Origin of the sequence: Bradyrhizobium sp. WSM1417, assembly GCF_000515415.1 — a bacterium.
Taxonomy (GTDB): domain Bacteria; phylum Pseudomonadota; class Alphaproteobacteria; order Rhizobiales; family Xanthobacteraceae; genus Bradyrhizobium.
This window is the reverse complement of the sequence record NZ_KI911783.1, coordinates 7,664,403-7,686,919: the sequence shown is the minus strand read 5'-3', so window position 1 is coordinate 7,686,919 and position 22,517 is coordinate 7,664,403. Positions and strand designations below refer to the sequence as shown.

Here is a 22,517-nt window from a genome sequence, read left to right as displayed (position 1 = left end):
ATCACCCGTCGGCGAGGAACGATCCCTCGGAGAGTGGTTATCTCCCATAAACAGCGGGAAGTTCCTCATGGCTTACGGTCGTTTCGTCACGATGATCGCGGCTTCCACCGTGATCATGTTCGGTCTGATGTATCTCAACACCTTCGCTCTGGATCACGTCTGGTATAGCCAGACCCGGACGTGGATGGCGTTGCTGATGGGCGCCGTCATGGCCGCCGTGATGCTCGCTTTCATGTGGGGCATGTACAGGAACCGTACGGCGAACGTCGCCATTCTGGCTGCCAGCGCTATCGTGTTTGCGGTTTCGCTCTGGCTCGTTCGTAGCCAGCAGACCGTGACCGACGTTGCCTATATGCAGGCGATGATCCCGCATCATTCCATCGCGGTTCTCACGAGCGAGCGCGCGCACATCAGGGATCCCCGAGTCCGCAAGCTGGCCGACGACATCATCGAAGCCCAGGTGCGGGAGATCGGCGAAATGGAACGGTTGATCGCCGACCTCAAGGAGAAGCCCGCGCCCGCGGACGCGAAGGATCTGCCGCCGCGGCCGCCGACCTGACGGAGCGGCCCTCGTATCACTTTGCCGGGGCGGCCGGATTGGTTGAGCCCGTGGTGACGCTCGGCGCGTTGTTCGGGCTGGTGGTCGTGGTCTGCGGACCGACGTCGCGTCCATTGTAGAAGAAGACGGCCGCGACCACGGCGATCACGAAGATCGCGCCGATCGCCCAGCCCACCGGGCTGTTGCGGCGTGCTCTGTCTACCCTGCGGTCGTCATCCTGATAGGTCATCGTACTCTCCATCGTAGAGCAGGAAAACCTTGCGCGGGCGAAGCTGTTCCTAACGTGACGCGGTTTGCAGGCCGGCGCCTATCTCGTCCCGTAGGCGCGGTCGCCGGCGTCGCCAAGGCCCGGCAAAATGAAACCGTTCTCGTCGAGACCTTCGTCGACCGCGGCCGTCCAGATCGGGACGTCCGGATGCAGTCCGCGCAGCCGTTCGAGCCCTTCGGGGGCGGCGATCAGGCAGGCGAGGCGAATGTCCTTGGCGCCGCGCTCCTTCAGCCGATCGATCGCGGCCACAGCCGTATTGGCGGTCGCAACCACCGGCGTGACCACGATCGCCAGGCGTTCGCCGAGATCGGATGGGGATTTGAAGAAGTACTCGACCGCCGCAAAGCTGTGCGGCTCACGATAGAGGCCGATATGTGCGACGCGCGCGGTCGGCACCAGATCCATCATGCCGTCGACGAAGGTGGTGCCGGCGCGCAGCATCGGTACGAAGACCAGCTTCTTGCCCGCGATCTTGGCCGAATGCATCGTCGCCAGCGGCGTTTCGATGACGGTATCGGCGAGCGGCAGGTCGCGCGTCACCTCGTAGCACAGCAGCATGCCGATCTCCTTGATCAGCTCCCGAAACGATTTGGTCGAGATCGATTTGTCCCGCACCAGGGTCAGCTTGTGCTGCACCAGCGGATGATCGACGATCGTGACGCCTTGCATGACGGGTGCTCTTGCTTTCTCCCTTCTCCCCTTGTGGGAGAAGGTGGCGCGAAGCGCCGGATGAGGGGTCTGTTTCCGCGAACTCGAACGAGAGACTAGAACACCGTGCCGTCGCTGATCACCTTGAGCGGCGGCGAACCGTCGGGGCGGCGCGCGAAGGCGATGGCGCGGCCCGCGGCCCAGGTGCCGCCTTCCAGAATGCTGGCGAGCGGCAATGTCTCAGGAGTGCGGCCGAGTTTGGCGCGGACCAGTTCGGCGAGCCGGTCCAGCAGCGCCACGGTCAGCGCGCGCCACTCGACGACGAGCAGGGAGTCCACCGCATGCGCACGCTCAGCGTCAGCGGCGTCGCGCAGGCGCAGCAGCTCGTGATCGACGAACAGGCCGCCATTGCGGTATTCGGCAAGCCCGGTCAGGCCGTCGATGTCGGTGACGTCAAACCCGGCACGCTGGAGCGGCTCGATCAGCGAATAGCTCAGCCATTGCGACAGCTTGTGCAGGGGCACGAGGCCCGCGGTCGCATCGCTGGCCTTGATCGCCGGATGGCGCCAGCAATCGCCGAGCGGAATCCCGGCAAGCTCGAGCCGCGATGGCCAGATCGGTCCGAGCTGGTTCAGCACCGCCGAGAGAATCGCGGGCGCGGGAATCGCGCCGCCCTTGGCCTGTGCCGCGATGTGATCGAACAACCCGCCCGGCCGCGGCGTATCGTGCGCGCCGAACACGTCCGCGCGCTCCGTCACCAGCTTGCCCAGGCGTCGCAGCAGATCGATCCGCCCCTCGAGCCCGAGCAGCGGATTGGCATCGCTCACCTGAAAAGCGGATGTGAGCGCGGCGAGCGGCAGGTGCGCGAGCACGTCGGCATCGGCCCTGAAAGGTGCGCGGGGATCGCGGGAGAAAAGACCGCTCGCGAACATGTCGAGGCTTGCAATCGCGAGTCCTTCGGATCGGCCGATGCTCTGTCCCGTCACGGCGTCGCGATATCGCCACGCCGCCCCCGCGCCGGCATCGAGCAGCACGCTGACGATGGCAAGGTCGAACTCCGCCCGCGCTCGCGCCGCGCGATCGGTCCACGACGCCGAATCCGCAAGCCGCGCCCAACGGTCGACACCGCCGAGCACGAAATGCCGCCAGCGCGCATGGAACGGAATCTCCAGCGTCGGATAGGCCTCGCGCGTCACCGCGAGCACGGCGTCGGCAACGCCATCCATGCGATCGAGATCGATCGTGAAATGCGTCAGCCCGCCGTTCAGGCCGATCTCGAACATCTCGCCGGCACGCGCGCGAACCGCTGCTGCGCTGAGCAGCGAACGGGCCTGCAATTCCAGAGCGTCTGCCATCAATCGATCAGTATTTTTCCAGCGAACGCCCGACCACGCCGTCGACGTCCTTCTCCGGCGCGATGTCGGTGGAGTAATAGCCGGCGGCCTTTTTCGCGGCGATCTCGACATAGGCGTCGGCGGGAATGAGCTCGGGCGGGATCGGCACGCGCTCGACGATGTCGATGCCCTGCGAGGTCAGCGCGTCATGCTTCATGTCGCTCATCGACAGGAAGCGGTCGATGCGCTTCAGGCCCAGCCAATGAATGGTGTCGGGCATCAATTGCTGGAAGCGCGCGTCCTGGACGCCGGCAACGCATTCGGTGCGCTCGAAATAGGCGGCGGCGGCATCGCCGTCCTCCTGGCGCTTGCGCGCATTGTAGACCAGGAATTTGGTGACCTCGCCGAGCGCGCGGCCTTCCTTGCGGTTGTAGATCACGAGCCCGAGCCCGCCCTCCTGCGCGCCACGCGCGGATTCCTCGATGCCGTGAATGAGGTAGGGGCGGCAGGTGCAGATGTCGGAGCCGAACACGTCGGAGCCGTTGCACTCGTCATGCACGCGGCAGGTGATCTTGGTGCGATGGTCCGGCAACTTGGTGACGTCGCCGAACATGTAGACGGTGGTGCCGCCGATCGGCGGCAGAAACACCTTCATGTCCGGCCGGGTCACCAGCTCGGGGAACATGCCGGCGGTCTGCTCGAATAGCGTGCGCCGCAGCTCGGTCTCATTGGTCGCGAAGCGCTCCGCAAGGCCCGGCAGATACCAGACCGGATCGATCGCGATCTTCACCACCGACACGCTGCCATTGGCGTGCACGACGTCGCCGTCGGCGCGCAGGCGCTTGGCCGCGAGCGCCTCGCGGATCTCCGGCAGGTCCAGCCGCGCACGCGTCACCGCGATGCTCGGCCTGATGTCGATGCCCTCGGCGATGTCCTTGCCGAAATTCTCGGCGACGAGATGCCCCCAGGGATCGAGCGCGACGATCTTGGCGGGATCGCTCCACTGCGGGAACGGGCCGATGGTCGCGGCCGGAAAGGTGTTGGTGAGGTCAGGACGCCGGATCGGATCGAGCGCGCCGGCGGACACCGCGAGCGCGCGGTACATCGCATAGGAGCCGCCATGGCTGCCGATCACGTTGCGATCCCCGGCGCGCGACACCGTGCCGATGATCGGTCCGCGGGCGCGTGCATCGGCGGCGCCCCAGTGGATCGGGAATGCGGCTGTCCGGCCCGGCTCCGGATGGGAGGTGAGGCGGATGTGGTCGGTACGGTTCGCGCGGCTCATGACCAAACTCCCAAAAAGCCAACGGCCCGCCGCTCGGACGGGCCTTGGCTCGTCGCGCTGCCGATGCGGAACACCGGCGGCGCGAGCTCAATCCAACATATTGTAGCGGGCAGTCGCGACAGACAAGTTAATCGTGCTGCGCAGGGCAGGGCGGCTCGCGGCCAAATTCCCGTCGTCCCGCGACCCGGCAGCGCTTGCCCGAATGCCACGCCACTGCACTGGCGGAGCTCGTCGCCATCGGTGTAAGCTGATGAAGTAATTATGGTTTTCGAGTTTTCAAGAGGCGCCGCACGGCTTGCGTGGCGGGCGTCGAGTTTCCGGACAAAACGTGTCATCAAACCCAACGTACGGATCGCCTTTGCCCTATCGCCTTCCTTGGAGACCGCCATGTCCGCCGCCGCCTACATCGACCCTCGCAACGGTAACCTCTATCCGCTGGACCAGCCGCGCTGGTGCTCGGATGAGCGCACGCCGCTGCTGGTGACGCCGGGGGCAGGGATGTCGCGCGAGGACATCGACGGCCGGGCGCGCTCGCTCTGGCGCTACCGGGCGGCGCTGCCGGTCGAGATCAAGACTCCGATCACGCTCGGCGAAGGCTGCACGCCGCTGGTGCAGCAGGCCTGGGGCGAGCTGCGCCCGTTCTTCAAGCTCGAATGGTTCAACCCGACCGGCAGCTTCAAGGACCGGGGCTCCGCCGTAATGCTGTCCTTCCTTCGTCAGATCGGCGTCGAGGCCATTCTGGAGGACTCGTCCGGCAATGGCGGCTCGTCGATGGCGGGGTTAGGTGCCGCCGGCGGCATGCGCGTGAAGATCCTCGCGCCTGCATCGACGTCACCGGCCAAGATCGCGCAGGTCCGCGCCTATGGCGCCGCGGTGCAGCTGGTCGAGGGCCCGCGCGAGGAATCGGAGGCCGAGGCCATCCGGCAGTCGAGCCAGACCTTCTATGCCAGCCACAACTGGCAACCGTTCTTCCTCGAAGGCACCAAGTCGCTCGCCTATGAGATCTGGGAAGATCTCGGCTTCCGCGCCCCCGACAACGTCATCGTCCCGGTCGGCGCCGGCAGCAGCCTTTTGGGTTGCGCCTTTGGTTTCCGTGAGCTGTTGAAAGCCGGTCAGATCACCAGGCTGCCGCGCCTGTTTGCGGCACAGCCGCTCAATTGCTCGCCGATCGATGCGAGCTTCAAGGCGGGCCTCGACACGCCTGTCGCGCGCGAGGTGAACAAGACCATCGCCGAAGGCACCGCGATCAAGCATCCGCTGCGTCTGCGCGAGATCATCGGCGCGTTGCGCGAGAGCGGCGGCGGCACCGTCGCACTCACCGAGGATGAGATCGTCGCCGCGCTGCGGCGCCTTGCGCGGCAGGGCCTGTTCGCCGAGCCGACCAGCGCCAGTGCTGCCGCCGCGCTGGACAAACTATCCGCCACCGGTGCCATCAAGGCGAACGAGACCACGGTCGCGGTCCTCACCGGCACCGGCCTCAAGGCCGCGACCATCGTTGCCGATCTGGTGCAATAGGACGCGACGAGGCGAAGCCGTCGCCGTCATGGGACCGCGTTGAACCTTTGGCATCTGTCGTCAGCCTCATGAAGGCCGACATCGAGCGAAGGGAGAGTTCCATGGCCGACCAAGACCCGTTTGCTGGTTTCAAGGCAGTCCAGAAGGAAGCCTGGTCGCTGTTCACGCCGATGGAAGTGTTCACGACACCCTCGGCCGCCAAGCTCGTCAGCTTCGCCGGGGTCGCGACCGGCCAAAGGCTGCTCGACGTCGGATGCGGCACCGGCGTCGCCGCGATCACGGCGGCACGCCGCGGTGCGAAGGTCAGGGGCCTCGACCTGTCGCCGGTCCTGATCGAACGCGCCCGCGAGCACGCGCAGCTGGCGAACCTCGATGTCGACTTGGCCGAAGGCGACGCCGAAAGCCTGCCCTATGGCGACAACGAGTTCGACGTGGTGCTCAGCCAGTTCGGCCACATGTTCGCGCCGCGTCCCGAGGTCGCCATCGGCGAGATGCTGCGCGTGCTGAAGCCGGGCGGCACCATCGCCTTCTCTACCTGGCCGCCGCATCTCTATGTCGGACGGATGTTCGCACTGATCGGCCGCCATCTGCCGCCGCCCGAGGGCGTGGCATCACCGGTGTCGTGGGGCGATCCCAAGATCGTCGCCGAACGTCTCGCGGGGAAAGCGAAGGATATCGCCTTCGACATGGACATCATGACGCCGTCCGCACTCAGCCCGCAGCATTTCCGCCGCACCATGGAAGCGACGATCGGGCCTTTGATCAAGCTCATTGCCCAGTACAAGGACGAGCCGGACAAGCTGCGGAGTTTTCGCAGCGAGTTCGAGGCGCTGATCTCCGAATATTTCGACGGAAGCAACAACGTGATGCGCCAGCAATTTTTGATGTCGAAGGCGAAGAAGGTGTGACTGTTTTCTCTTCTCCCTTGTGGGGGAAGAGCGCCTCTATTCCTTCAGATCGTTCACGCGCCTCACCCAAACGCGTACATCGGTGAGCACGTCGGGCAGCGCGGCCTTGACCTCAGCCACGGTCATGCCGGCCTTGATGCGGGGATCGTAGAGCAAATTGAGGATGTACTGGTCGTAGACGTCGAAATAGCCCATCGAGACGTTGTCGTTGAACATGGTCCAGGGCACGCTCGCGGTGTCGTTGATCGGGCCGAGCGATTGCAGCAGCTCCTCATAGGCGCAGTCGAGGAAGGTGAAATCGCCGTTGTCGACGGTGAGAATGACGTCGGAATGCTCGATCTCGAAATTGTCGTTCTTGCGAAAGCCGGACAGGCATTGCGGATCGAGCGAGGTGCGGATCTCGCGGGCCTTCTCCGCACCGTAGAAGCTCGAGATGGTGCGGAACAGATCGCGGTCGCGCACGAGCTTCACCCGCACATTCGCCGCTTCGCTGCTCTCGATCATGGCGATGTCGAGATGCTGCACGCGCTTGCCGATGTCGGTTACGACTTTCGCGAGCTGCGCCTTGCGGTCGGCGCGGTCACTCTCGGCGAACACGCGCACCGGCCCGTCGAACTTGCGGATGCGGTCGACGCGGCCGGCGAGATGATATTCGGCGCCGAACGCCGTCTTGAGAAAGCCATCGACGATCTCGCCGTCGGTAAAGCTCTTCTTCTCGGCGCGCTGGCGCGAGGCGATCGCGGGCAATTCGCCCGCGAGGGCGATGGTAGCGGTGTCAGGGACGAACGCGAAGGTGGCGAGCGCCAGCAGGGCGATGCGAAAGCCGGACGAAGGCGGGGCCAATGCGCTCATTGCCAGGAGACGCTGCCGTATTCGGAACCGACGCACAAGACCGCATATCCACGCGCCCGCCGGTTCCTGCTAGTTGTTCAGCACGACCACGGTGGTGCCGACGCCGACGCGGCCGTAGAGGTCGGTGACGTCGTCGTTGGTCATGCGGAAGCAGCCCGAGGATACCGCCTGGCCGATCGTCTCCGGCTCGTTGGAGCCGTGGATGCGGTAGAGCGTCGAGCCCAGATACATCGCGCGCGCGCCGAGCGGATTCTCGACGCCGCCCTTCATGTGACGCGGCAGGTCCGGCCGGCGGGCCAGCATCTGCGACGGCGGCGTCCAGTCCGGCCATTCCTTCTTTGCGGTGATCCTGTGCACGCCGCCCCAGCGGAAGCCGTCGCGGCCGACGCCGATGCTGTAACGCAGGGCCTGACCGTTCTGGAGCACCAGATAGAGCCGGCGCTCCGAGGTGTTCACCACGATCGTGCCGGGGGCGTAATTGCCGTTGTAAATGACGGTGGTGCGGGGAACCGGGCTCGAGCCGCCGCGGAAGAAATTCGGGCCGCCGCCCATGATGTCGCGGGAGTCGAACTCCTCGGCGAAGGCGCCGCCGGCGGTCGCCGACAGCAGTGCTATGGCGGCAATCGGCGCGGCAAAAAACCGGATCATTGTTTCCCCCAGCAAAAAAATCGATTCAACCGAAGTCACAGGCCATATTTGCGAGCTTTCCGCAAGCCACGGCACCGTGAGGGAGGCATCCTTAATGAATGGCGTTACCAAATCGGCAACCATGCCAATTTGCCGGAAAGCATTAGCCAAACGGGCGCATCGCAGGGCGGCGATGCCGGCTATTGCTTTGACGAGACGAGCGAACAATGATTGATCGGACGGATTGTTGGAACATTGCCGGTTGCGGGAGCTGACGGATGAACGGTGCGGAAAGTCTGGTGCGGACGATGGTCAAGGGCGGGGTCGACGTCTGCTTCTCCAACCCCGGCACCTCAGAGATGCATTTTGTCGCAGCGCTCGACCGCGTGCCCGGCATGCGTTGCGTGCTCGGCCTGTTCGAAGGCGTGGTGACCGGCGCCGCCGACGGTTATTTCCGCATGAAGGGCACGCCGGCCTCGACGCTGCTGCATCTCGGTCCCGGCCTCGCCAACGGCCTTGCCAATCTGCACAACGCCAAGAAGGCGAATTCCGGCATCGTCAACATCGTCGGCCAGCACGCCGTCTACCACATCGGCTATAACGCGCCGCTGACCTCCGACATCGAGGGCCTGGCCCGGCCGATGTCGTCCTGGGTCCGGACCTCGCCGGACTCCAAATCGGTCGCCGCCGACGGTGCCGCGGCGATCGCCGCCGCCAAGAGCGCGCCGCCGCAGATCGCGACCCTGATCCTGCCCGCCGACACCGCCTGGAACGAAGCGGACGGCATCGCCGAGGTTCCGGCCGAGCAGCAGCGCGCGAGCTATTCGCCGCAGGCGGTCGAGCAGGCCGCAAAGATCCTGCACGGCGACGGCGAGGGCACGTTGCTGCTGATGACCGGCAGTGCGCTGAGCGAGCAGGGCCTGGCGCTGGCCGAGCGTATCGCCGCCAAGACCGGCTGCACCGTGATGGGCCCGACCTTCCGTCCCAGGATGGCGCGCGGCCGCGGCCGCTTCTCGATCGATCGCATCCATTACGTGATCGACAACGCGCTGCAAATGCTGGCGAGGTTCCGCCATATCGTGCTGGTCGAGTCCGACGATCCCGTGGCCTTCTTCGCCTATCCGAACAAGCCGAGCATCCTCAAGCCCGAGGGCTGCGACGTGCATCGCATGACCTCCTGGGGTGAGAATTCGGTCGCAGCACTGGAAGCGCTCGCCGGCGCGGTCAAGGCCAGCGCGAAGGACGTCAAGCCGCAGGCCGCGGCCGAGCTGCTCAAGCCGACCGGCGCACTGACCCACGCCTCGATCGCGCAGTCGATCGCCTATGCGATTCCTGAGAATGCGATCCTGGTCGACGAATCCCTCACCACCGGGCGCGCCTTCTTCCCGCCGACGGCGGCAGCCGCGCCGCACGACTGGCTCCAGAACATGGGCGGCTCGATCGGCTTCTCGACGCCACTCTCGATCGGCGCTGCGATCGCCTGCCCGGACCGCAAGGTGATCTGCATGGTCGGCGACGGCAGCGCAATGTACACGATCCAGTCGCTGTGGACGCAGGCCCGCGAGAATCTCAACATCGTCACCATCGTGTTCGCCAATCGCATCTACCAGATCCTGCGCGGCGAGTTCGACAATGTCGGCGCCGGTGAGCCCGGCCAGCGCGCCAACGACATGCTTCGCCTCGACCGGCCGACGCTGGATTTCGTGGCGCTGGCCAAGGGCATGGGCGTGCCCGGCCGCGCCGTCACCAACGCGGACGAGTTCAACAAGGCGCTGGCCGAGGCCGTCGCCGAGCCCGGACCGCGGCTGATCGAAGTCCAGATGTAAGGTTCAACCTCTCCCCGCTCTTCTGCGGGGAGAGGTCGGATTGCGTAGCAATCCGGGTGAGGGGCAAGGCAAGCTGTTAACCTACGCAAAAAACCATCCGACTCGCACGCCGCGCGCGTTCGACCTATCATTCCAACCAAACTCGCGGAGACGGCCCCTCACCCCACCCTCTCCCCGTAAGAACGGGGCGAGGGAGCGAGAGACCGGTCGGGACGCATAAGGTTGAAATGGGCCGGGGCCAAAATGCAGACCGAGCTGAACAAGGTGATCGCGGCGCTCCGGGACTTCTACGCCCACGAAGCCTTCCTGTTCGCGAAGGACATCGGCGAGCGTGCCATCACGCACCGCTTCGCCGTGTATCTGGAGAAGCAATTCTCCGGCTGGTCGGTCGACTGCAACTACGACCGGCTCGGCGAGCGTACGCTGCATCTGCCGCACGGCACCATCATCTCGACCGACGATCACCTGGGCAAGTCGATCTATCCTGATGTCGTCGTGCATCAGCGCGAGATCCCGAACAATTTGCTGACCGTGGAGATCCGCAAGGCGAGCAATCACACCGCGCTCGATCACGACCAGCACAAGCTGATGGCGCTGACCGACGCGCATGTCTGGTTCGCCTTCTGGATCGGCGTGCTGCTGGTGCTGGACAAGGACCACGTGACGATCTCGGAGGTCTATGTCAGCGGCGTGCTCGATCAGCCGCTGTCGCGCTGGTTCGCGACGCGGCTGGAGGAGATTGGCCTGAGGGCCGCGCGGTAAGGCGCGTGCCGAGATTGTCGCTTTAATTCAGCTATTGCTTTGAGTCATAACCCAAGCGCGATCTCAGCCCATTTCAGCATGCGGTCGCTATTGAGGAATGACAGCACCGCCGGCTCCAGTGACGCGGTCGCGCCCGGTGCGAGCAAAGCCGTCGCGGCCACCATGTCGCAGCGTTGATTGAAGGCGAGTGAGAGCGCGGCCTTCGGGTTCCCCTCAACGCGATATGCCCGGCTGCGGCCGCGCATCGGACCGACGACGATCTCTCGGCCGGCAGCCGTCGGCGTTGCCCTCCCAATCAGCGCCAGGTCGCCCATCTGTTCGAGGTCGCCGTCGTCGGCAACGCCGGTGGCGCAATTGCAAAAGCCGAGCTTGGGGCGAACGTAGAGCTGGACCTCGCCGCCGCAATCCTCGGCCTTGCAGCGAAACGCCTTCCCTTTCCCCCAGGGATCCGCGCCGAAAGGCCAGTCGATTTCCGTCCACACCGGGCGGACCTCGCCGGCGGAAGCTGTTGCGCGTGCCGATTCGCCGGATCGCAATATCCAGAGCGCTGCGGCTGCGCAGAGCAGCGCACTGGCTGCGCTGATTGCAACGAATTTGCTTGTCAGGCGCATGGAAGTTGCCGCGGCACCTTTGCTAATTCTGAGCCATCAACTTTCGTGCGGCCGCGAGGTCTTCCCGAGATGAGTCGCCATTTTTCGCCGTTTCGACGACCTTGGCGTAATACTGGCGGGCCTTCACAGTATCCCCCGCTTTCTCAGCCGCGTGAGCGGCGCCGATCGTCGCGCCAAAGCGGTTCGGCTCCTTGCGCATGGTGCTTTCGAACGCGACCAATGCCTCCGTCGCCATGCCGCGTTCGAGCAGCATGGTCCCGTAAAGCTCGCGTGCGGGGGCAAGCGGACCCGGCGTCACGATGGATTTTTCGGTCTTGTCTTCGGCATCGGCGGCAAGGCGCATCGCTTCCAACGCATCCGCCTGTTTCCCCAAGGCGTTGAGCTGCCAGGCAGTCGCGACCTGCCGCTGAATGTCCACGATTTCGGTCCAATAAGCGTCCTTGTCCTGCTGCAGCTTGTCCCGCAACTCCGCCAGCTTTGCGATGTCCGCCGTTGCTGCGTCTGCATTGCCGGAGCGCGCGGCGCCGAGGGCGCGGGCGAAATAGGTGATGGCGTCGACATAGGCAAACCGGCTCGGCTCGACCTTCAGCGCGGCAGCACCCTGCCAATCACCGCGCTCGACCATATAGCGCGCCTGGCTGGCCGCGATCGCGTAGGGACCTGCGCGAACAGCCGGCGCATAGCCAGTGGTCGCAATCATGTCCGCGATGACGTCGCTGGCTCGGCTGTCCTGCGCAAGCTGGAGCAGCGCGTAGACCATATAGTCGTCGGCATGCAGCTGCTCGCTGGGGTCTTTGCCCTCCTTGGCAGCCTTGGCGGAACGGCTATTAGCGTCAATGGATTCGTTCCAGTAGCCGACGCGCGTGAAGATGTGCGACGGCATATGCAAGGCGTGCGGTGCCGCCGGCGCGATCTCGGAATAGCGCTTGGCAGCGTCGAGTCCTTGCCCTGCGATCGCCGGATAATCATAGAGATGGATCAGGTAATGCGCGACGCCGGGATGCCGCGGCTGGCGCTTGAAGATCGGCTCCAGGATAGCGGCGCCCTTGAGCTGGTTGGCATAGGACTTGTCGTTTGGTGACGCCGTGACATTCAGCGTGATGGCGTAGGCGATCTGCGCCTCGTCATCATCGGGATAGCGCGCGGCGACGGCTTCGGTTGCCTTGAGATAGGACTGCGCGCGCTGGCCAAACGTCGTCTTTTCGTCGCCCGAATAGAAGGCCAGTAGCGCGTCGATATAGTCACGTTCGCGTTCGCTCTTGGCGCCGAGTGCCTTGGCCTTCTGCAGCGCGGCGAGACCTCCGGTGAGGTTTTCCTTCGGCGCGGCAAAATGCGGATTGTACAGCAGGCTCAGGGCAATGCCCCAATAGGCGATCGCGCATTCCGGATCGGCCTGCAACGTCTCCTCGAAAATTTCCTTTGCGGGCCGGTACCAGAACGAGTGCTGATAACGCATCCCGCGATCAAAGCGGCGCTGCGCCACCTCGTTGCAGGACGTCTGGAAGTGCACCTTGCCAAATTGCTCATCGGCCCCGTCCTCCGCGCGTGCGGCAGGCGTGCCGGAAATCGAGCCTAGGGTAGCGAGGGCGAGAAGAGAAATGGTTCTCAAGGCGAGCGCGCGCATCGGCCCCTCCGTTTTCTGTTCAGAATAAATCTGGTCAGATGGCGCCGACAAAACCGAGGGCGCCGAAGTTGGTACTGCTGAGATTGGCAATGGCAATTGCGTTGCTAAAGGATTTCTCCATTCGACATGCGAGTCAACAGGAAGCGGACAGATTTGCGTTAGGGAAGCACGCCTGCCAGGATCCATCCGCCCGCGCGTCGAGGCGAGTGGGCACAAGGCCGCTCGCACGACGAGCGGCCTTGCATCATCGTCCCTCACCCGCTCAATGCAGCGGATCGCCCTGGCCGAGCGCGTAGGCGACGAGGTCCTTCAGCGCGAAGCCGGAGCCGGTCACCGGCGTCCATTGCGGGTCGAGCGACAGTACGGAGGAATTATCTCCGAACATCATGCCGAGGAAGACCTCGGCCACGATGCGACCGCCGACCGGTCCGAGCTGCGGTGTCTTGACGGTGGCGGGCCCCCCGGTGGCGGAGATTGCCATGTCCGTCATGTTTTGCCGCGCCTCGGCGAGGATGTAGGCCCACAGCGGGCAGTTGTCGGCGAACACGCCGTTCGCGATGCTCGCGATCTTGACTTGCGGATCGCCCGCGCCGGGCTCGTCGACGGCCTTGCCGATGATGATCTCGTCGTCGCTCAGCGGCGACAGGTTCATCGCCTTGGCGACGGCCTGGCCCGACGGCAGCCCGAGCCGCCAGCTGCGCTCGAGATTGCGCAGCGCCAGCGACGCCGGATTGGAGGCGACTTCCGGCGGCAGCTTGCGCAGTGGGTCCACCAGCGAGGCATCGATGCGATAGGCGAACTGCAGCCGTCTCTTGTTGTCGGGATTGGTGTCGTCGTCCTCGACGCCATAGGGGCGCGTATCGAGATCGATGAAGCGGCCCCAGTCCATGGCGCGTCCCGGTCCCATGGCACGGAAGCCGGTCAGTGCGTTGTGGTCGGGATTGTTGGGATCGGGGAAGATCTGCAGCAGCATGTTGGGCGCGTCGTTCAACCGGTAGCCGGGGCGGATCATGGAGTGCCCGAGCCGGTAGGCCGCGACCGAGAACTCGACCGGCATGAACGGATAGGTCTTCCAATGGTAGTAAGCGAGCTTGCTGCGGTCGTAGTGACCTGCGGTCTTCAGCTCGTCCAGCACACTGGCGTGGACGATGCGCGGCAGGAAGTCGTTCAGCACCACATACTGATAGTGGAATCGAACGCGCTGCTGCACGTCTTCGAACGACAGGCTGTCATTGTCGTCGACCATGCGGTTGTGAAAGCGCAGCATCAAGGCCTGGAATTGCGAGACGATGCTGTTCTCGTCGTTGCGGGGATCGCCGATCAGCGCGCGGCCCTTGAAGCGCGGCAAATCGACGGCGTCGGCCACGCCGGCGCCGGTGACCTTCTCGCCGAGCCGGAACTTGATGCCGTCATACATGTAAGGCTGGTCGTTCGGACCGCGGCCGTAGAGATTGTCCATGTCTAGCGACGGCGTGCGGAAGTCGACGAGCCCGTCGGGATCCTGCTGCTTGGTCAGCGAACTGACCGGATCGAAGGTGATGTCGTGGTCGATGAACTGGCCGAAATATGTGTAGAGCGAGGGAATGCCGCTCTCTTCCGCGTCCGGCCCGTCCTTCGGCCCGTCGAAGCCGGCGATCATCTTGTCGGCGAGCGCCGACAGGTTTGCGATCGTGTCGGAATCGTTCGGGCCGAATTTGGCCGGTGCGAGCTTGCGGAACATGCGGCCGAAGCGGCCTTGCGAAAGCGGCGAACGCGTTGCGTTCAGACCGCGCGGAACAATTGCGTGGCGGCTGCTCATTGAAACACCTTCCTGAAAAGTCGGGATGAAACAGTTCGGGCTCAAGTTTCTCGCGCTGGGATTTGCAGCCTAGGCGCGATCACGCCTGCCACGAGCGAGATGGATCACAATTGCCCGGCATCGAAATTTTCGGTAGGTGCGGCTTTCCCGCAAGCCACGGCTGCGCATCGTGAATTTCTTCGTGGCGATGACGGATAACATTCTCGTCATCGACGGACCGATGCGGCTTCGCACGGTTTCAATTCGCCGAGGCGTCGGCGAAATGGATCGGCTTCACGCAAAAATTGTGGCGGCGCGCGCGTCATGCGCGCACGCCGCCAATTCGTCAGTAGTCGCGCTGCTGCGAGAACGCGTAGCGCGGGTTGATGCCGCAATAGGACGACGTGCCGGACGCGGTGGCGAGGCACTGCTGATAGCTGGCGAACTGGCAGTTGCCGGGGTAACCCCACGAGCGGCCCTGGATGCAATATCGATCATTCGCAGGATGTGCCTGGGCGGCCGGGGATGCTACGGCCATCAGGGCCGCGAGCGATGCGAGAGTGAGGATGGTGCGACGCATGTCAGTCTCCTTCGAGAGCGAGTGGGTAGGAATGTCAGCGAGCCTGGCTCGTCTGTTTGCGCAGTCATGCCTGTATTGGTGTCGCCGGAATGCCTTGCGTTCGCGACAAGGCACATCATGACGCAGCCTGCCGTCGGCAATGTGATCTCGGCCACAGTTCACGACGGGGTTCCGGCCTATCGTGAGCGGACTTGCACGCGTCGATCCCGGAGAACTACGCTTGCCTTATTCGGATCAGGTCTTTTGGAGGTTCTAATGCAGAAATCATACTTGCTGGCTGCGACAGCAGCGCTGGCGCTTCTCATGCAGACACCGCTCGCGTTGGCGCAGGGCGCACCAGCCGCCGCCGGAACCGCGGCGCCTGCGACGACAAATGCCGCGCCGGCAGCGACGACGACCGCGCCGGGCGCAACCAACGACGCTTCCAGCCAGCCGACCGACTCCAAGAAGAGTGCGTCGAAGAAGCCGGCGAAGAAGAAGATGACGCGGCAGCAGGAGATCGACCACTCGGTCGACAGCGGCACGGTGCCCGCGCGCTACCGCAGCTCGGTGCCCAAGCAGTACCAGCAATACGTTCCGTTCGATAAGCAGTGACGGATCGCAGGGCGGCGCGGCGTGATCGCTCGTCGCGCCGCCGGCGCCATCGCGTGAATATAGGACCTTGGCCGGGCGGAATCCGGCCATACATCCCCAGTGGCGGTCCACGCGAGCGGTGCTAGAGTAGGCTGAAGCCTGGGGGGAGTTATGAGTGACGACGTGAGGGATGCTGGCCTTCTGGCCATGATCAGCAGCATCCTGGGAGGTAACAAGCGCGCCGCAGAAAGTGTCGCGCCGCCGCCACTCATCGAGGTTCCGCCGCCGACCGCGCCGACGAACGGGTTTGAGCTGGTCGAGCCCGCCCCCGATACGCCGCCGGCCAAGCTCGAGAACAACTCGGAGAACAATTCCGAGGACGCGCCCGATGCGACGCCGGCTGCCGCGAAGCCGGTCGAGCCACCGGCGAAGATCGCCACGACGCCTGATGGCAAGCAATTGCTGCCTGCTGAAGCGATCGCCGATCTCGTCCTGGGTGAACTGCGCAAGCTCGAGAATTTTCCGGCGACCGGCGCCTCCGTGACGGTTTATGGTTACAGGCACTGGAACGCGATGATCACCTTCGCGCCGTTCTCGACCACATTCCGGGATGCTACGCGGTTCCGCCAGGCCATGCCGGACATCGTCTTCAAGCTGCGCCGTTTCGTCGAACTTGAGATATGATCCGGGACGATCGCCAGCTTTTGCCCGCCGCGAGTCCTCGCGGCGCGAAGGCGCGGGCCTTGAGCCCGAACAGTTCGACAGGATTTTCGACTTGAGCGTTGCCTTTACCAAAGAAGAGAGCGCGGAAACCGCCGCCGAGACGCTGTTGCCGGATCGGCCGATCTCGCCGCATCCGAACCTCGTGACGGAAGCAGGCTTGCAGGCCTTGCAAAGGCAGCTTCAGGACGCGCGCGAGGCCTATGAAGCCGCGCAAGCCATCGAGGACGTCAACGAAAAGCGCCGGCAATCGGCGGTGCCCTTGCGTGACGCCCGCTATCTTACCGAACGGCTGCGCACGGCGCAGGTCATTCCCGCCCCGGCCTCGACCGATATCGTCGCCTTCGGTAGCACGGTGACCTTCAGCCGCGCCGATGGCCGCGTGCAAACCTATCGCATCGTCGGCGAGGACGAAGCCGACCCCAAGGCCGGCTCGATCTCGTTCGTGGCGCCGGTGGCAAAGTCGTTGATGGGGAAGGCGGTCGGGGATGTCGTGGGATCGGGTGCGCAGGAGATCGAGATTTTGTCGATTGGGTAGGGGGCGTTTGTCGATGGTTTCCGCTGTGTCCGCGCAACAAGGCGCGCTAGCTGGATGAGGCGGTTTCTGTCGGGAGCATTGCCGTTTTACGCGCTGGCCGGGTTGGCCATGGGCATGTACCTCGTCCTGTACAGGACAAACCTCTTCGACCTGAACGCCATCGTCCAGGATGCGACCGGTTCGGCGTGGTTTCCGGCCTTCATATTCGTCTGCGTGCTGCTGGAGGCGGTCTTCCCGTATTTTGGCTATTTCCCCGGAACCGCTCTTATCCTGATGTCCGTGGCGCTCAATCCGAAGCCCGCGGACATCTCCGTTTTCATCGTGGCGTGGCTGGCCATCATCCTGGGCGCCGTTCTGAGTTACGGGCAGGCTCGTTTTTTCCGACCGCTGTTGCAGCGGGTCGCCTCAAAGGCGGCACTGAACCGCTGTGAGACCCTGCTCGACGCCTACGGTCCTTACGCGCGCATTGCCCTGTTCGTTCATCCCAACGCCTGCGCGATGTATTTCACGGCACTCGGACTTCTCGGCCGCAACCTGACGCGCGAGCTTGCCTATCTCGCGGTGGGTGCAGCAGCCTCCGTGGGCGTTCTGTTCGTCGTCGTGAGCAGACTCGTATCGTCCGTAGGCACCACCGACGACGGGGAATTGCAGCTGCTGCTGGCGGCAGCGCTGGTCGCTATCGGGACGCTCGTCGGTCTGTACGCGGCCTGGCGGCCGGCGCGGGCCGCTTGACCCGCCATCAGACTTCAGCGCCCGCGACGATGCCATCATGCCGGTGTTTTGCCCGACGGCGCAAGTTGATTCGGAAAAGGCGTATCCCACCGCCGCGTATCGCGTGGTGACGCGCCTTCGCGCAGAGCAAGCGCGGTTACGGCAAACGGACCTTCGCCAAGCCGATCGCCTTTGCTGATCTGACGAAGCGCTGATCGAATGTCAGGAACGCATCGCAGGAAGCGGCCCGCCCAAGATGAAGCGCATCGGCGAAATCCATACCGTCGTCCATTCGATCCAGAGCAAACGCGACCAGCCCGGCATCCTCGAACACGACGTTTGCAAGCCCACCGAAACCGCGAAGCGCCTTGCACACGCGTTTGGCGTCAAAACCATAAGCGCTGCGCAAGACCCATTCGGTTTCCAGCATCACCGTCGTGCTGACGAAGACTTCCTCTCCGTCGATGACCGCCTTGGCTTTCTTCGATTGCTGGGGATGATCGCCCGTGAGGTAGCGAACAACGAGATTGGTATCAATCGCGAGCATGACGTCGTCGCGCCTCTGCGGCGATACTCGCTTCCATCTCTTCCACGCTCTTTGGCTTGCCCCGATAGGGTAGCGAGCCGAAGACATCCGCGGTCTTGGCGGGCGGGAACAGCGAGGCCGGTTTGAGAAGCACTCCGTCCGGCGTGCTCTCGATCGTGAGCTGCGTGCCCGCACGCCAGCGGCGCTCATCGCGGATGGCTTTCGGCAGGACGACCTGGCCCTTGGTCGAGACGGTCGTTGTCAGCTTGTCGGAAGCCATGCGGTCTCCTTGGTAAGACCAAAGTAAGATAAATCGGTCTCCGCCTTCAGGCAAGGGCGGGGTAGCTTTCACTCGCCGCGGTTGACCATGTCACGCCGGTGGTACCCGAAGAATCGGAAATATTCGGAAAAGAGTAACCCCTTGATTTCGCTCGGGTCCGCTACTGTGCATGGGGTTGTTTTCGACGTTTTTGATTGAGACGGTCGCGACAGGCGTCGACAGTGGGTCCGCAATCAGCAGGGTTCAGGAAGGTGGATGGTGGGCGCACAAGGGATCGAACCTTGGACCTCTCCCGTGTGAACCACAATCGGTAGACCCCAGCTAACCAAATCCAGCCATAGTTGAGATGTAAAAAGCTCGTTAATTGACGTTGGTTACGGCCCTGTGTGGCCATAGGTGGCCTTACTACATTTTGTATGCCCCCGTTGTGCCCGCCGAGGATTTTCCCTTCGGGCACAAAAACGGGGGAGGTCTGAGGTCCGGTTCTGTTCGAGGGGTGACCGCCGTTGTTGCGGGGCACACCGGGGCAGAGAGAGGGAGGAATGATGACGGAGCCAGCCAACCAGCTGACACTCACCGATGCGGTGATCCGCAATGCAGTGCTGCCGCCGGGCAAGGCGCAGCATTATCTCCATGACGACAAGCTGCCCGGCCTCGCTTTGCGGATGCGCGCCACCGGTGGCCGGACCTGGGTCTACCTCTTCACCAAACCCGGGGTGAGGGGGACCCAGCGCAAGACTCTCGGCGCTTGGCCCAAATATAATGAGAAGGCCGCGCGCAAGGCCGCCACCATCGCCGCAGGCGAGGTCGTCAAGGGCTTGGACCCGAATGACGCGAAGCGCGCGGCGAGGCGGCAACAGGCAGCCGAGAAGCAGAGCACCACGCTCGCAACCCTCATTGCTGAAGCTGGTCCCTACCAGACGTCCTTGACCGAACGTCAAGTGGTCAACTGGAAGCCAGCAATGTCGGCGTTGCGGCGCGGGCTCAAGGATCACGCCGAGAGCGGCGTGGGGGACCTGACACGACGGCAGATCATGGCTGCGGTCGACAAGATTGCCAAGACCGGTAAGCGCGGCGCAGCCAAGGACTTGCGCAAGCACGTGCATACCTTCCTCGAATGGTGCGTCGGCGAAGGTTATGTCGAGCACAACGTGCTCGCCGGCTATCGCGCGCCCAAGGAAACCCGGGCGCAAAGGGTCGGACGCCGAACGAAGGGTCGCGCGCTGAGTGATGAGGAAATCATCAAGGTCTGGGATGCAACCGGCAAGCTCGGGGCTTTCGGTCTCCTGGCACGGATGTGCCTGCTCGGTGGCCCGCGGCGCAGTGAGCCTACGATGATCGAATGGCGAAAGCATATCATGGATGACCGTATTACTTTCGATGCAGCGTGGACCAAGATGGGGCTACACCACGATGTGCCGCGCACTCACCTGGTTGACGAGATGCTCACGGCCGCGAAGCATTTCCAGCGGGCAACCTCCGACTATGTCTTCCCGTCGCCAAAGACGGGCGGCCAGATGTCCGGCTTTACCAAGATGGTCAACCGCCTGGTCAAGGAAGCGAGCGTCGCCAAGTTCACCATGCATGACTTGAGGCGCAGCTTGCGCACCATCATGTCACGCTGTGGCTACGACAACGAAATCCAGCGGCTGTGTGTTGGGCAAAAGCCAAGCGGAATCGATCAGGTCTACAATCATGACGAACAGTGGATCATCCGCAAGATGGCGTTCGAAGCGGCTCACGACTACATTGCCGAGTTGGTCGGTGCGAAACGGGTCGGCAAAATCGTGCGTCTGCAGCGGACGAATCCGCTTGACCCGATCAAGGCCGAGCTCCTCGGGCGTCTCCGTGAGCATTTTGCGGCTGAGGCGCCTTAGTAGCTCCATTGCACTTGGCCAGACAGTCAACAGTGCATCAACACGATAGAGCGGCTGCCATCGATATATCGCCATTTCAGCGGATGGTTCGGATTGCGCCGCCACTGCTCCCGTGCTGTTGTCGGCAGGCAATGACTCGCGATCGCACGTCAGCGGCGTACGTTTCAACAATCTGCTAGTCGACGCTGTTGGTCCGTTTTGACAACCGAGCGGTGAGCCAGCTGCCACTATCACCAGACGGACAAAAGCTCCGATCTGAGATGGTCGGGCCTTTCGATCGGACCCGCGCCGGGCGTGCAAGATCTTCAAGCGGACTCTGTCGCGCGTTCGACTGATAATTATAGGTTCGGATGCTCGATCGAGGGGAGCGGCTTCGAACAGCCCGAAGCTTGCGCGTCCATAACCGGCACAATCCGCACCAGCCGGAAACCTGCGCGGTGTAACAGCGACCGATACTCGGCATTGCTCAAGCCTTTTGCTGCGGTATGGTGGCAAGCTTTTCAAAAGATGCAGCAGTGCTGTCCTTTTGACCCCCAAATCCATGGTGATACTGTTGTAAGGGCGGTCTGTCCGGGAGGACACAATGCGATGGTTTGACCGGCTGTTTGGAAGGGGGTCGGCGCCTGCTACCAGACTCTTTGCGAGATTTGGGCGGAAATCGCGGGCACCCACAGATCCTGATCTTCTGAAGATTGCCAAAGACCGAAAAGGGCATATTTCGCGAAGAGCCGTGAGAGATGAATATAACCGGCTGCTTTTGGAGAAGTACGCGCACGACAGGTCCTGATTTTAATCTCGTCCGGTGGTCCCACTGCGTGCCAGCGAAGCTCTTCGTCTCGGCGGCTTCTTTCTCGCCTCGCTTATTGGCCCTCAACGGGACAGGCTGACTGCCGTCATCGAGAGCCGTTGCCCTCCAAGGGACGCTTACGTGAAATCTCCCGCCCTCGAGTTAGCTTGAAAATAAAGTGCAGGCCAATGTCGTCATTGTCAGTCAGGTATGACCCATGAAGCGATGGCGCTACGTCAGTATCGGCAGCATGGTTATCGCCATGGGTCTGGTTTTTGCCGGGGCCGTGGTGGTCGGTCAATCGCACGGCCGTCAGACGCCATAGCGACATCGGTAACGCGTACTCCGGAGCTTATGGAGCGTGCGTGGCACCTGCCCGTGTCAGCTACATCTCAAAGACACGTTAACTGCAGTCAAATGGCTCTCGCTGCGGACCTGCAGCTGTTGCGAATGCGTACCGGTCGCTTGGCGAGGCGGCAAGGACGGAGGGCCAGGTGATGGCCGGTACATGGAGCTGATGGACAGGCGTATGCATCATGGGTCTCACGCTCGATGAGCTGGCCAAAGTCGCCCGGGGCCAACACGAGCCGAAAAGTCAGGGTCCTACGCGATCTCAGTGAGAACCAGTTTCTAGAGCATCTCCGTCGGTCCAATGATCCGGGCCACGCTACATCGTCAATTTCGATCGTACTCGAATTTTTCGTTCAGGTGGCGGACATCATTCCCCAATTGGGGGCTATTTCGAAGCCGAGGACGTCGTCTTCGTGCTCGATGTCAGCTTCAACTTTCAGCCATGGCTGATCGAGCGGAAGCGGCTGTTCGACGCTGTAAATACGTTCGACGGCGATAAGAAGCGCGGCCTGCTGTTGGTAGAGTGATGCCACACTGCATCTCGCCTGTGGGCCCATACCTGACCTTGTCGCCAAACTTTGCGACCGCCGCTTTTGAACCTGGCTGTGTGAAAAGCCACGAGTCGGCTACGATTCCTCCGTTTCCTGATGGGGGATACGGATGGGACGCTTTGTTGAAGGCGCGGACAGATCCCAGCCGACGCTCCGCCCGTCGGGAGGGCCGAGATGGGCGAAGGCGGCAGTCGAAGCAAGTACACTTTCGGATCGGTTTACCAGCGACACCGGACGGTGCGCCTGGCCCGAATGGCCCTCGGTTTGGTCCATGTAAGTTGAAGGATCTTGAATCCGTTGTGCTGAGGAGGACCCGTGACGTGAGCGTCATCATCCCTGACGTTTCAGAAAGCCGCGGCTTCATAAGAACGAAAACCGCCTCACGAGGTTAGAGAGCAAACTGCGAGGTGAGATCATGCGTCGATCA

The 22,517-nt window shown here is 63.3% G+C and carries 22 protein-coding genes and 1 pseudogene; 11 read left to right on the top strand and 12 right to left on the bottom strand.

Annotated features, from left to right (window positions below; translation table 11 throughout):
- Window positions 1–67: 67 nt before the first annotated feature.
- Window positions 68–559 (top strand): DUF305 domain-containing protein, encoded by a 492-nt coding sequence (locus BRA1417_RS0137635; RefSeq protein WP_027520212.1) that lies wholly within the window; start codon window positions 68–70, stop codon window positions 557–559.
- Between the two features lie 16 nt (window positions 560–575).
- Here BRA1417_RS0137635 and BRA1417_RS0137630 read toward each other — a convergent pair whose 3' ends face one another.
- The 4 genes from BRA1417_RS0137630 to BRA1417_RS0137615 all read right to left on the bottom strand — a co-directional run bounded on the left by BRA1417_RS0137630 (window position 576) and on the right by BRA1417_RS0137615 (window position 4,094).
- The gene (locus BRA1417_RS0137630; RefSeq protein WP_027520211.1) at window positions 576–788 is read right to left on the bottom strand and encodes a hypothetical protein; all 213 of its coding nucleotides are present in this window, start codon (window positions 786–788) and stop codon (window positions 576–578) included.
- 78 nt (window positions 789–866) lie between these two features.
- Window positions 867–1,496, bottom strand: coding sequence for a uracil phosphoribosyltransferase (upp, locus tag BRA1417_RS0137625; protein ID WP_027520210.1), 630 nt, complete (start codon window positions 1,494–1,496; stop codon window positions 867–869).
- A gap of 95 nt (window positions 1,497–1,591) precedes the next feature.
- Window positions 1,592–2,830 carry a URC4/urg3 family protein gene (locus BRA1417_RS0137620; RefSeq protein WP_027520209.1) on the bottom strand — a complete coding sequence of 413 codons (1,239 nt, stop codon included), beginning with the start codon at window positions 2,828–2,830 and terminating at the stop codon, window positions 1,592–1,594.
- 7 nt (window positions 2,831–2,837) lie between these two features.
- The gene (locus BRA1417_RS0137615; RefSeq protein WP_007614497.1) at window positions 2,838–4,094 is read right to left on the bottom strand and encodes a GTP cyclohydrolase II; all 1,257 of its coding nucleotides are present in this window, start codon (window positions 4,092–4,094) and stop codon (window positions 2,838–2,840) included.
- A gap of 387 nt (window positions 4,095–4,481) precedes the next feature.
- Between BRA1417_RS0137615 and BRA1417_RS0137610 the strand changes: the two genes are divergently transcribed.
- A complete protein-coding gene (locus BRA1417_RS0137610) occupies window positions 4,482–5,609 on the top strand; it encodes a threonine synthase (protein ID WP_027520208.1) in 1,128 nt (375 codons plus the stop codon).
- Window positions 5,610–5,710: 101 nt separating this feature from the next.
- On the top strand, window positions 5,711–6,517 hold the full coding sequence (locus BRA1417_RS0137605) for a class I SAM-dependent methyltransferase (protein WP_027520207.1): 807 nt from the start codon (window positions 5,711–5,713) through the stop codon (window positions 6,515–6,517).
- 36 nt (window positions 6,518–6,553) lie between these two features.
- On the opposite strand, the gene BRA1417_RS0137600 is transcribed toward BRA1417_RS0137605, so the two are convergent.
- Window positions 6,554–7,369 carry a DUF2927 domain-containing protein gene (locus tag BRA1417_RS0137600; RefSeq protein WP_027520206.1) on the bottom strand — a complete coding sequence of 272 codons (816 nt, stop codon included), beginning with the start codon at window positions 7,367–7,369 and terminating at the stop codon, window positions 6,554–6,556.
- A gap of 69 nt (window positions 7,370–7,438) precedes the next feature.
- On the bottom strand, window positions 7,439–8,017 hold the full coding sequence (locus BRA1417_RS0137595; RefSeq protein WP_027520205.1) for a L,D-transpeptidase: 579 nt from the start codon (window positions 8,015–8,017) through the stop codon (window positions 7,439–7,441).
- A gap of 257 nt (window positions 8,018–8,274) precedes the next feature.
- Here BRA1417_RS0137595 and BRA1417_RS0137590 point away from each other — a divergent pair, with 257 nt between their 5' ends.
- Together BRA1417_RS0137590 and BRA1417_RS0137585 are read left to right on the top strand one after the other, a co-directional pair.
- Window positions 8,275–9,822 carry an acetolactate synthase large subunit gene (locus tag BRA1417_RS0137590; protein ID WP_027520204.1) on the top strand — a complete coding sequence of 516 codons (1,548 nt, stop codon included), beginning with the start codon at window positions 8,275–8,277 and terminating at the stop codon, window positions 9,820–9,822.
- Between the two features lie 243 nt (window positions 9,823–10,065).
- The gene (locus tag BRA1417_RS0137585) at window positions 10,066–10,584 is read left to right on the top strand and encodes a hypothetical protein (protein ID WP_027520203.1); all 519 of its coding nucleotides are present in this window, start codon (window positions 10,066–10,068) and stop codon (window positions 10,582–10,584) included.
- Window positions 10,585–10,628: 44 nt separating this feature from the next.
- Here BRA1417_RS0137585 and BRA1417_RS0137580 read toward each other — a convergent pair whose 3' ends face one another.
- From BRA1417_RS0137580 to BRA1417_RS0137560, 4 genes are all read right to left on the bottom strand, one after another.
- The gene (locus BRA1417_RS0137580; protein WP_027520202.1) at window positions 10,629–11,195 is read right to left on the bottom strand and encodes a hypothetical protein; all 567 of its coding nucleotides are present in this window, start codon (window positions 11,193–11,195) and stop codon (window positions 10,629–10,631) included.
- Window positions 11,196–11,217: 22 nt separating this feature from the next.
- Window positions 11,218–12,819, bottom strand: coding sequence for a hypothetical protein (locus BRA1417_RS0137575; RefSeq protein WP_027520201.1), 1,602 nt, complete (start codon window positions 12,817–12,819; stop codon window positions 11,218–11,220).
- A gap of 262 nt (window positions 12,820–13,081) precedes the next feature.
- Window positions 13,082–14,617 (bottom strand): heme peroxidase family protein, encoded by a 1,536-nt coding sequence (locus BRA1417_RS0137565; protein WP_027520200.1) that lies wholly within the window; start codon window positions 14,615–14,617, stop codon window positions 13,082–13,084.
- A gap of 325 nt (window positions 14,618–14,942) precedes the next feature.
- Entirely contained in the window at window positions 14,943–15,176 is a 234-nt protein-coding gene (locus tag BRA1417_RS0137560) for a DUF3551 domain-containing protein (RefSeq protein ID WP_027520199.1), read from the bottom strand.
- Between the two features lie 255 nt (window positions 15,177–15,431).
- Here BRA1417_RS0137560 and BRA1417_RS0137555 point away from each other — a divergent pair, with 255 nt between their 5' ends.
- From BRA1417_RS0137555 to BRA1417_RS0137540, 4 genes are all read left to right on the top strand, one after another.
- Window positions 15,432–15,770 carry a hypothetical protein gene (locus BRA1417_RS0137555; RefSeq protein WP_027520198.1) on the top strand — a complete coding sequence of 113 codons (339 nt, stop codon included), beginning with the start codon at window positions 15,432–15,434 and terminating at the stop codon, window positions 15,768–15,770.
- Window positions 15,771–15,920: 150 nt separating this feature from the next.
- Entirely contained in the window at window positions 15,921–16,433 is a 513-nt protein-coding gene (locus BRA1417_RS0137550) for a hypothetical protein (RefSeq protein WP_027520197.1), read from the top strand.
- Between the two features lie 91 nt (window positions 16,434–16,524).
- Entirely contained in the window at window positions 16,525–17,007 is a 483-nt protein-coding gene (gene greA / locus BRA1417_RS0137545) for a transcription elongation factor GreA (protein WP_027520196.1), read from the top strand.
- Between the two features lie 54 nt (window positions 17,008–17,061).
- Window positions 17,062–17,739, top strand: a complete 678-nt coding sequence (locus tag BRA1417_RS0137540) for a hypothetical protein (protein WP_027520195.1) — start codon at window positions 17,062–17,064, stop codon at window positions 17,737–17,739.
- 136 nt (window positions 17,740–17,875) lie between these two features.
- Here the strand turns inward: BRA1417_RS0137540 and BRA1417_RS0137535 are convergent, their stop codons facing one another.
- Window positions 17,876–18,265 (bottom strand): type II toxin-antitoxin system VapC family toxin, encoded by a 390-nt coding sequence (locus BRA1417_RS0137535; RefSeq protein WP_027520194.1) that lies wholly within the window; start codon window positions 18,263–18,265, stop codon window positions 17,876–17,878.
- Entirely contained in the window at window positions 18,252–18,524 is a 273-nt protein-coding gene (locus BRA1417_RS0137530; RefSeq protein ID WP_027520193.1) for an AbrB/MazE/SpoVT family DNA-binding domain-containing protein, read from the bottom strand. Before BRA1417_RS0137530 ends, BRA1417_RS0137535 begins: the two co-directional genes overlap by 14 nt.
- Window positions 18,525–19,069: 545 nt before the next feature.
- Here BRA1417_RS0137530 and BRA1417_RS0137525 point away from each other — a divergent pair.
- Both BRA1417_RS0137525 and BRA1417_RS43485 read left to right on the top strand, forming a co-directional pair.
- Window positions 19,070–20,401: an integrase arm-type DNA-binding domain-containing protein gene (locus BRA1417_RS0137525; RefSeq protein ID WP_027520192.1), complete on the top strand. Its 1,332-nt coding sequence runs from the start codon at window positions 19,070–19,072 to the stop codon at window positions 20,399–20,401.
- Window positions 20,402–21,405: 1,004 nt separating this feature from the next.
- A pseudogene (locus tag BRA1417_RS43485) lies at window positions 21,406–22,066 on the top strand (phytochelatin synthase family protein).
- Window positions 22,067–22,517: the final 451 nt, after the last annotated feature.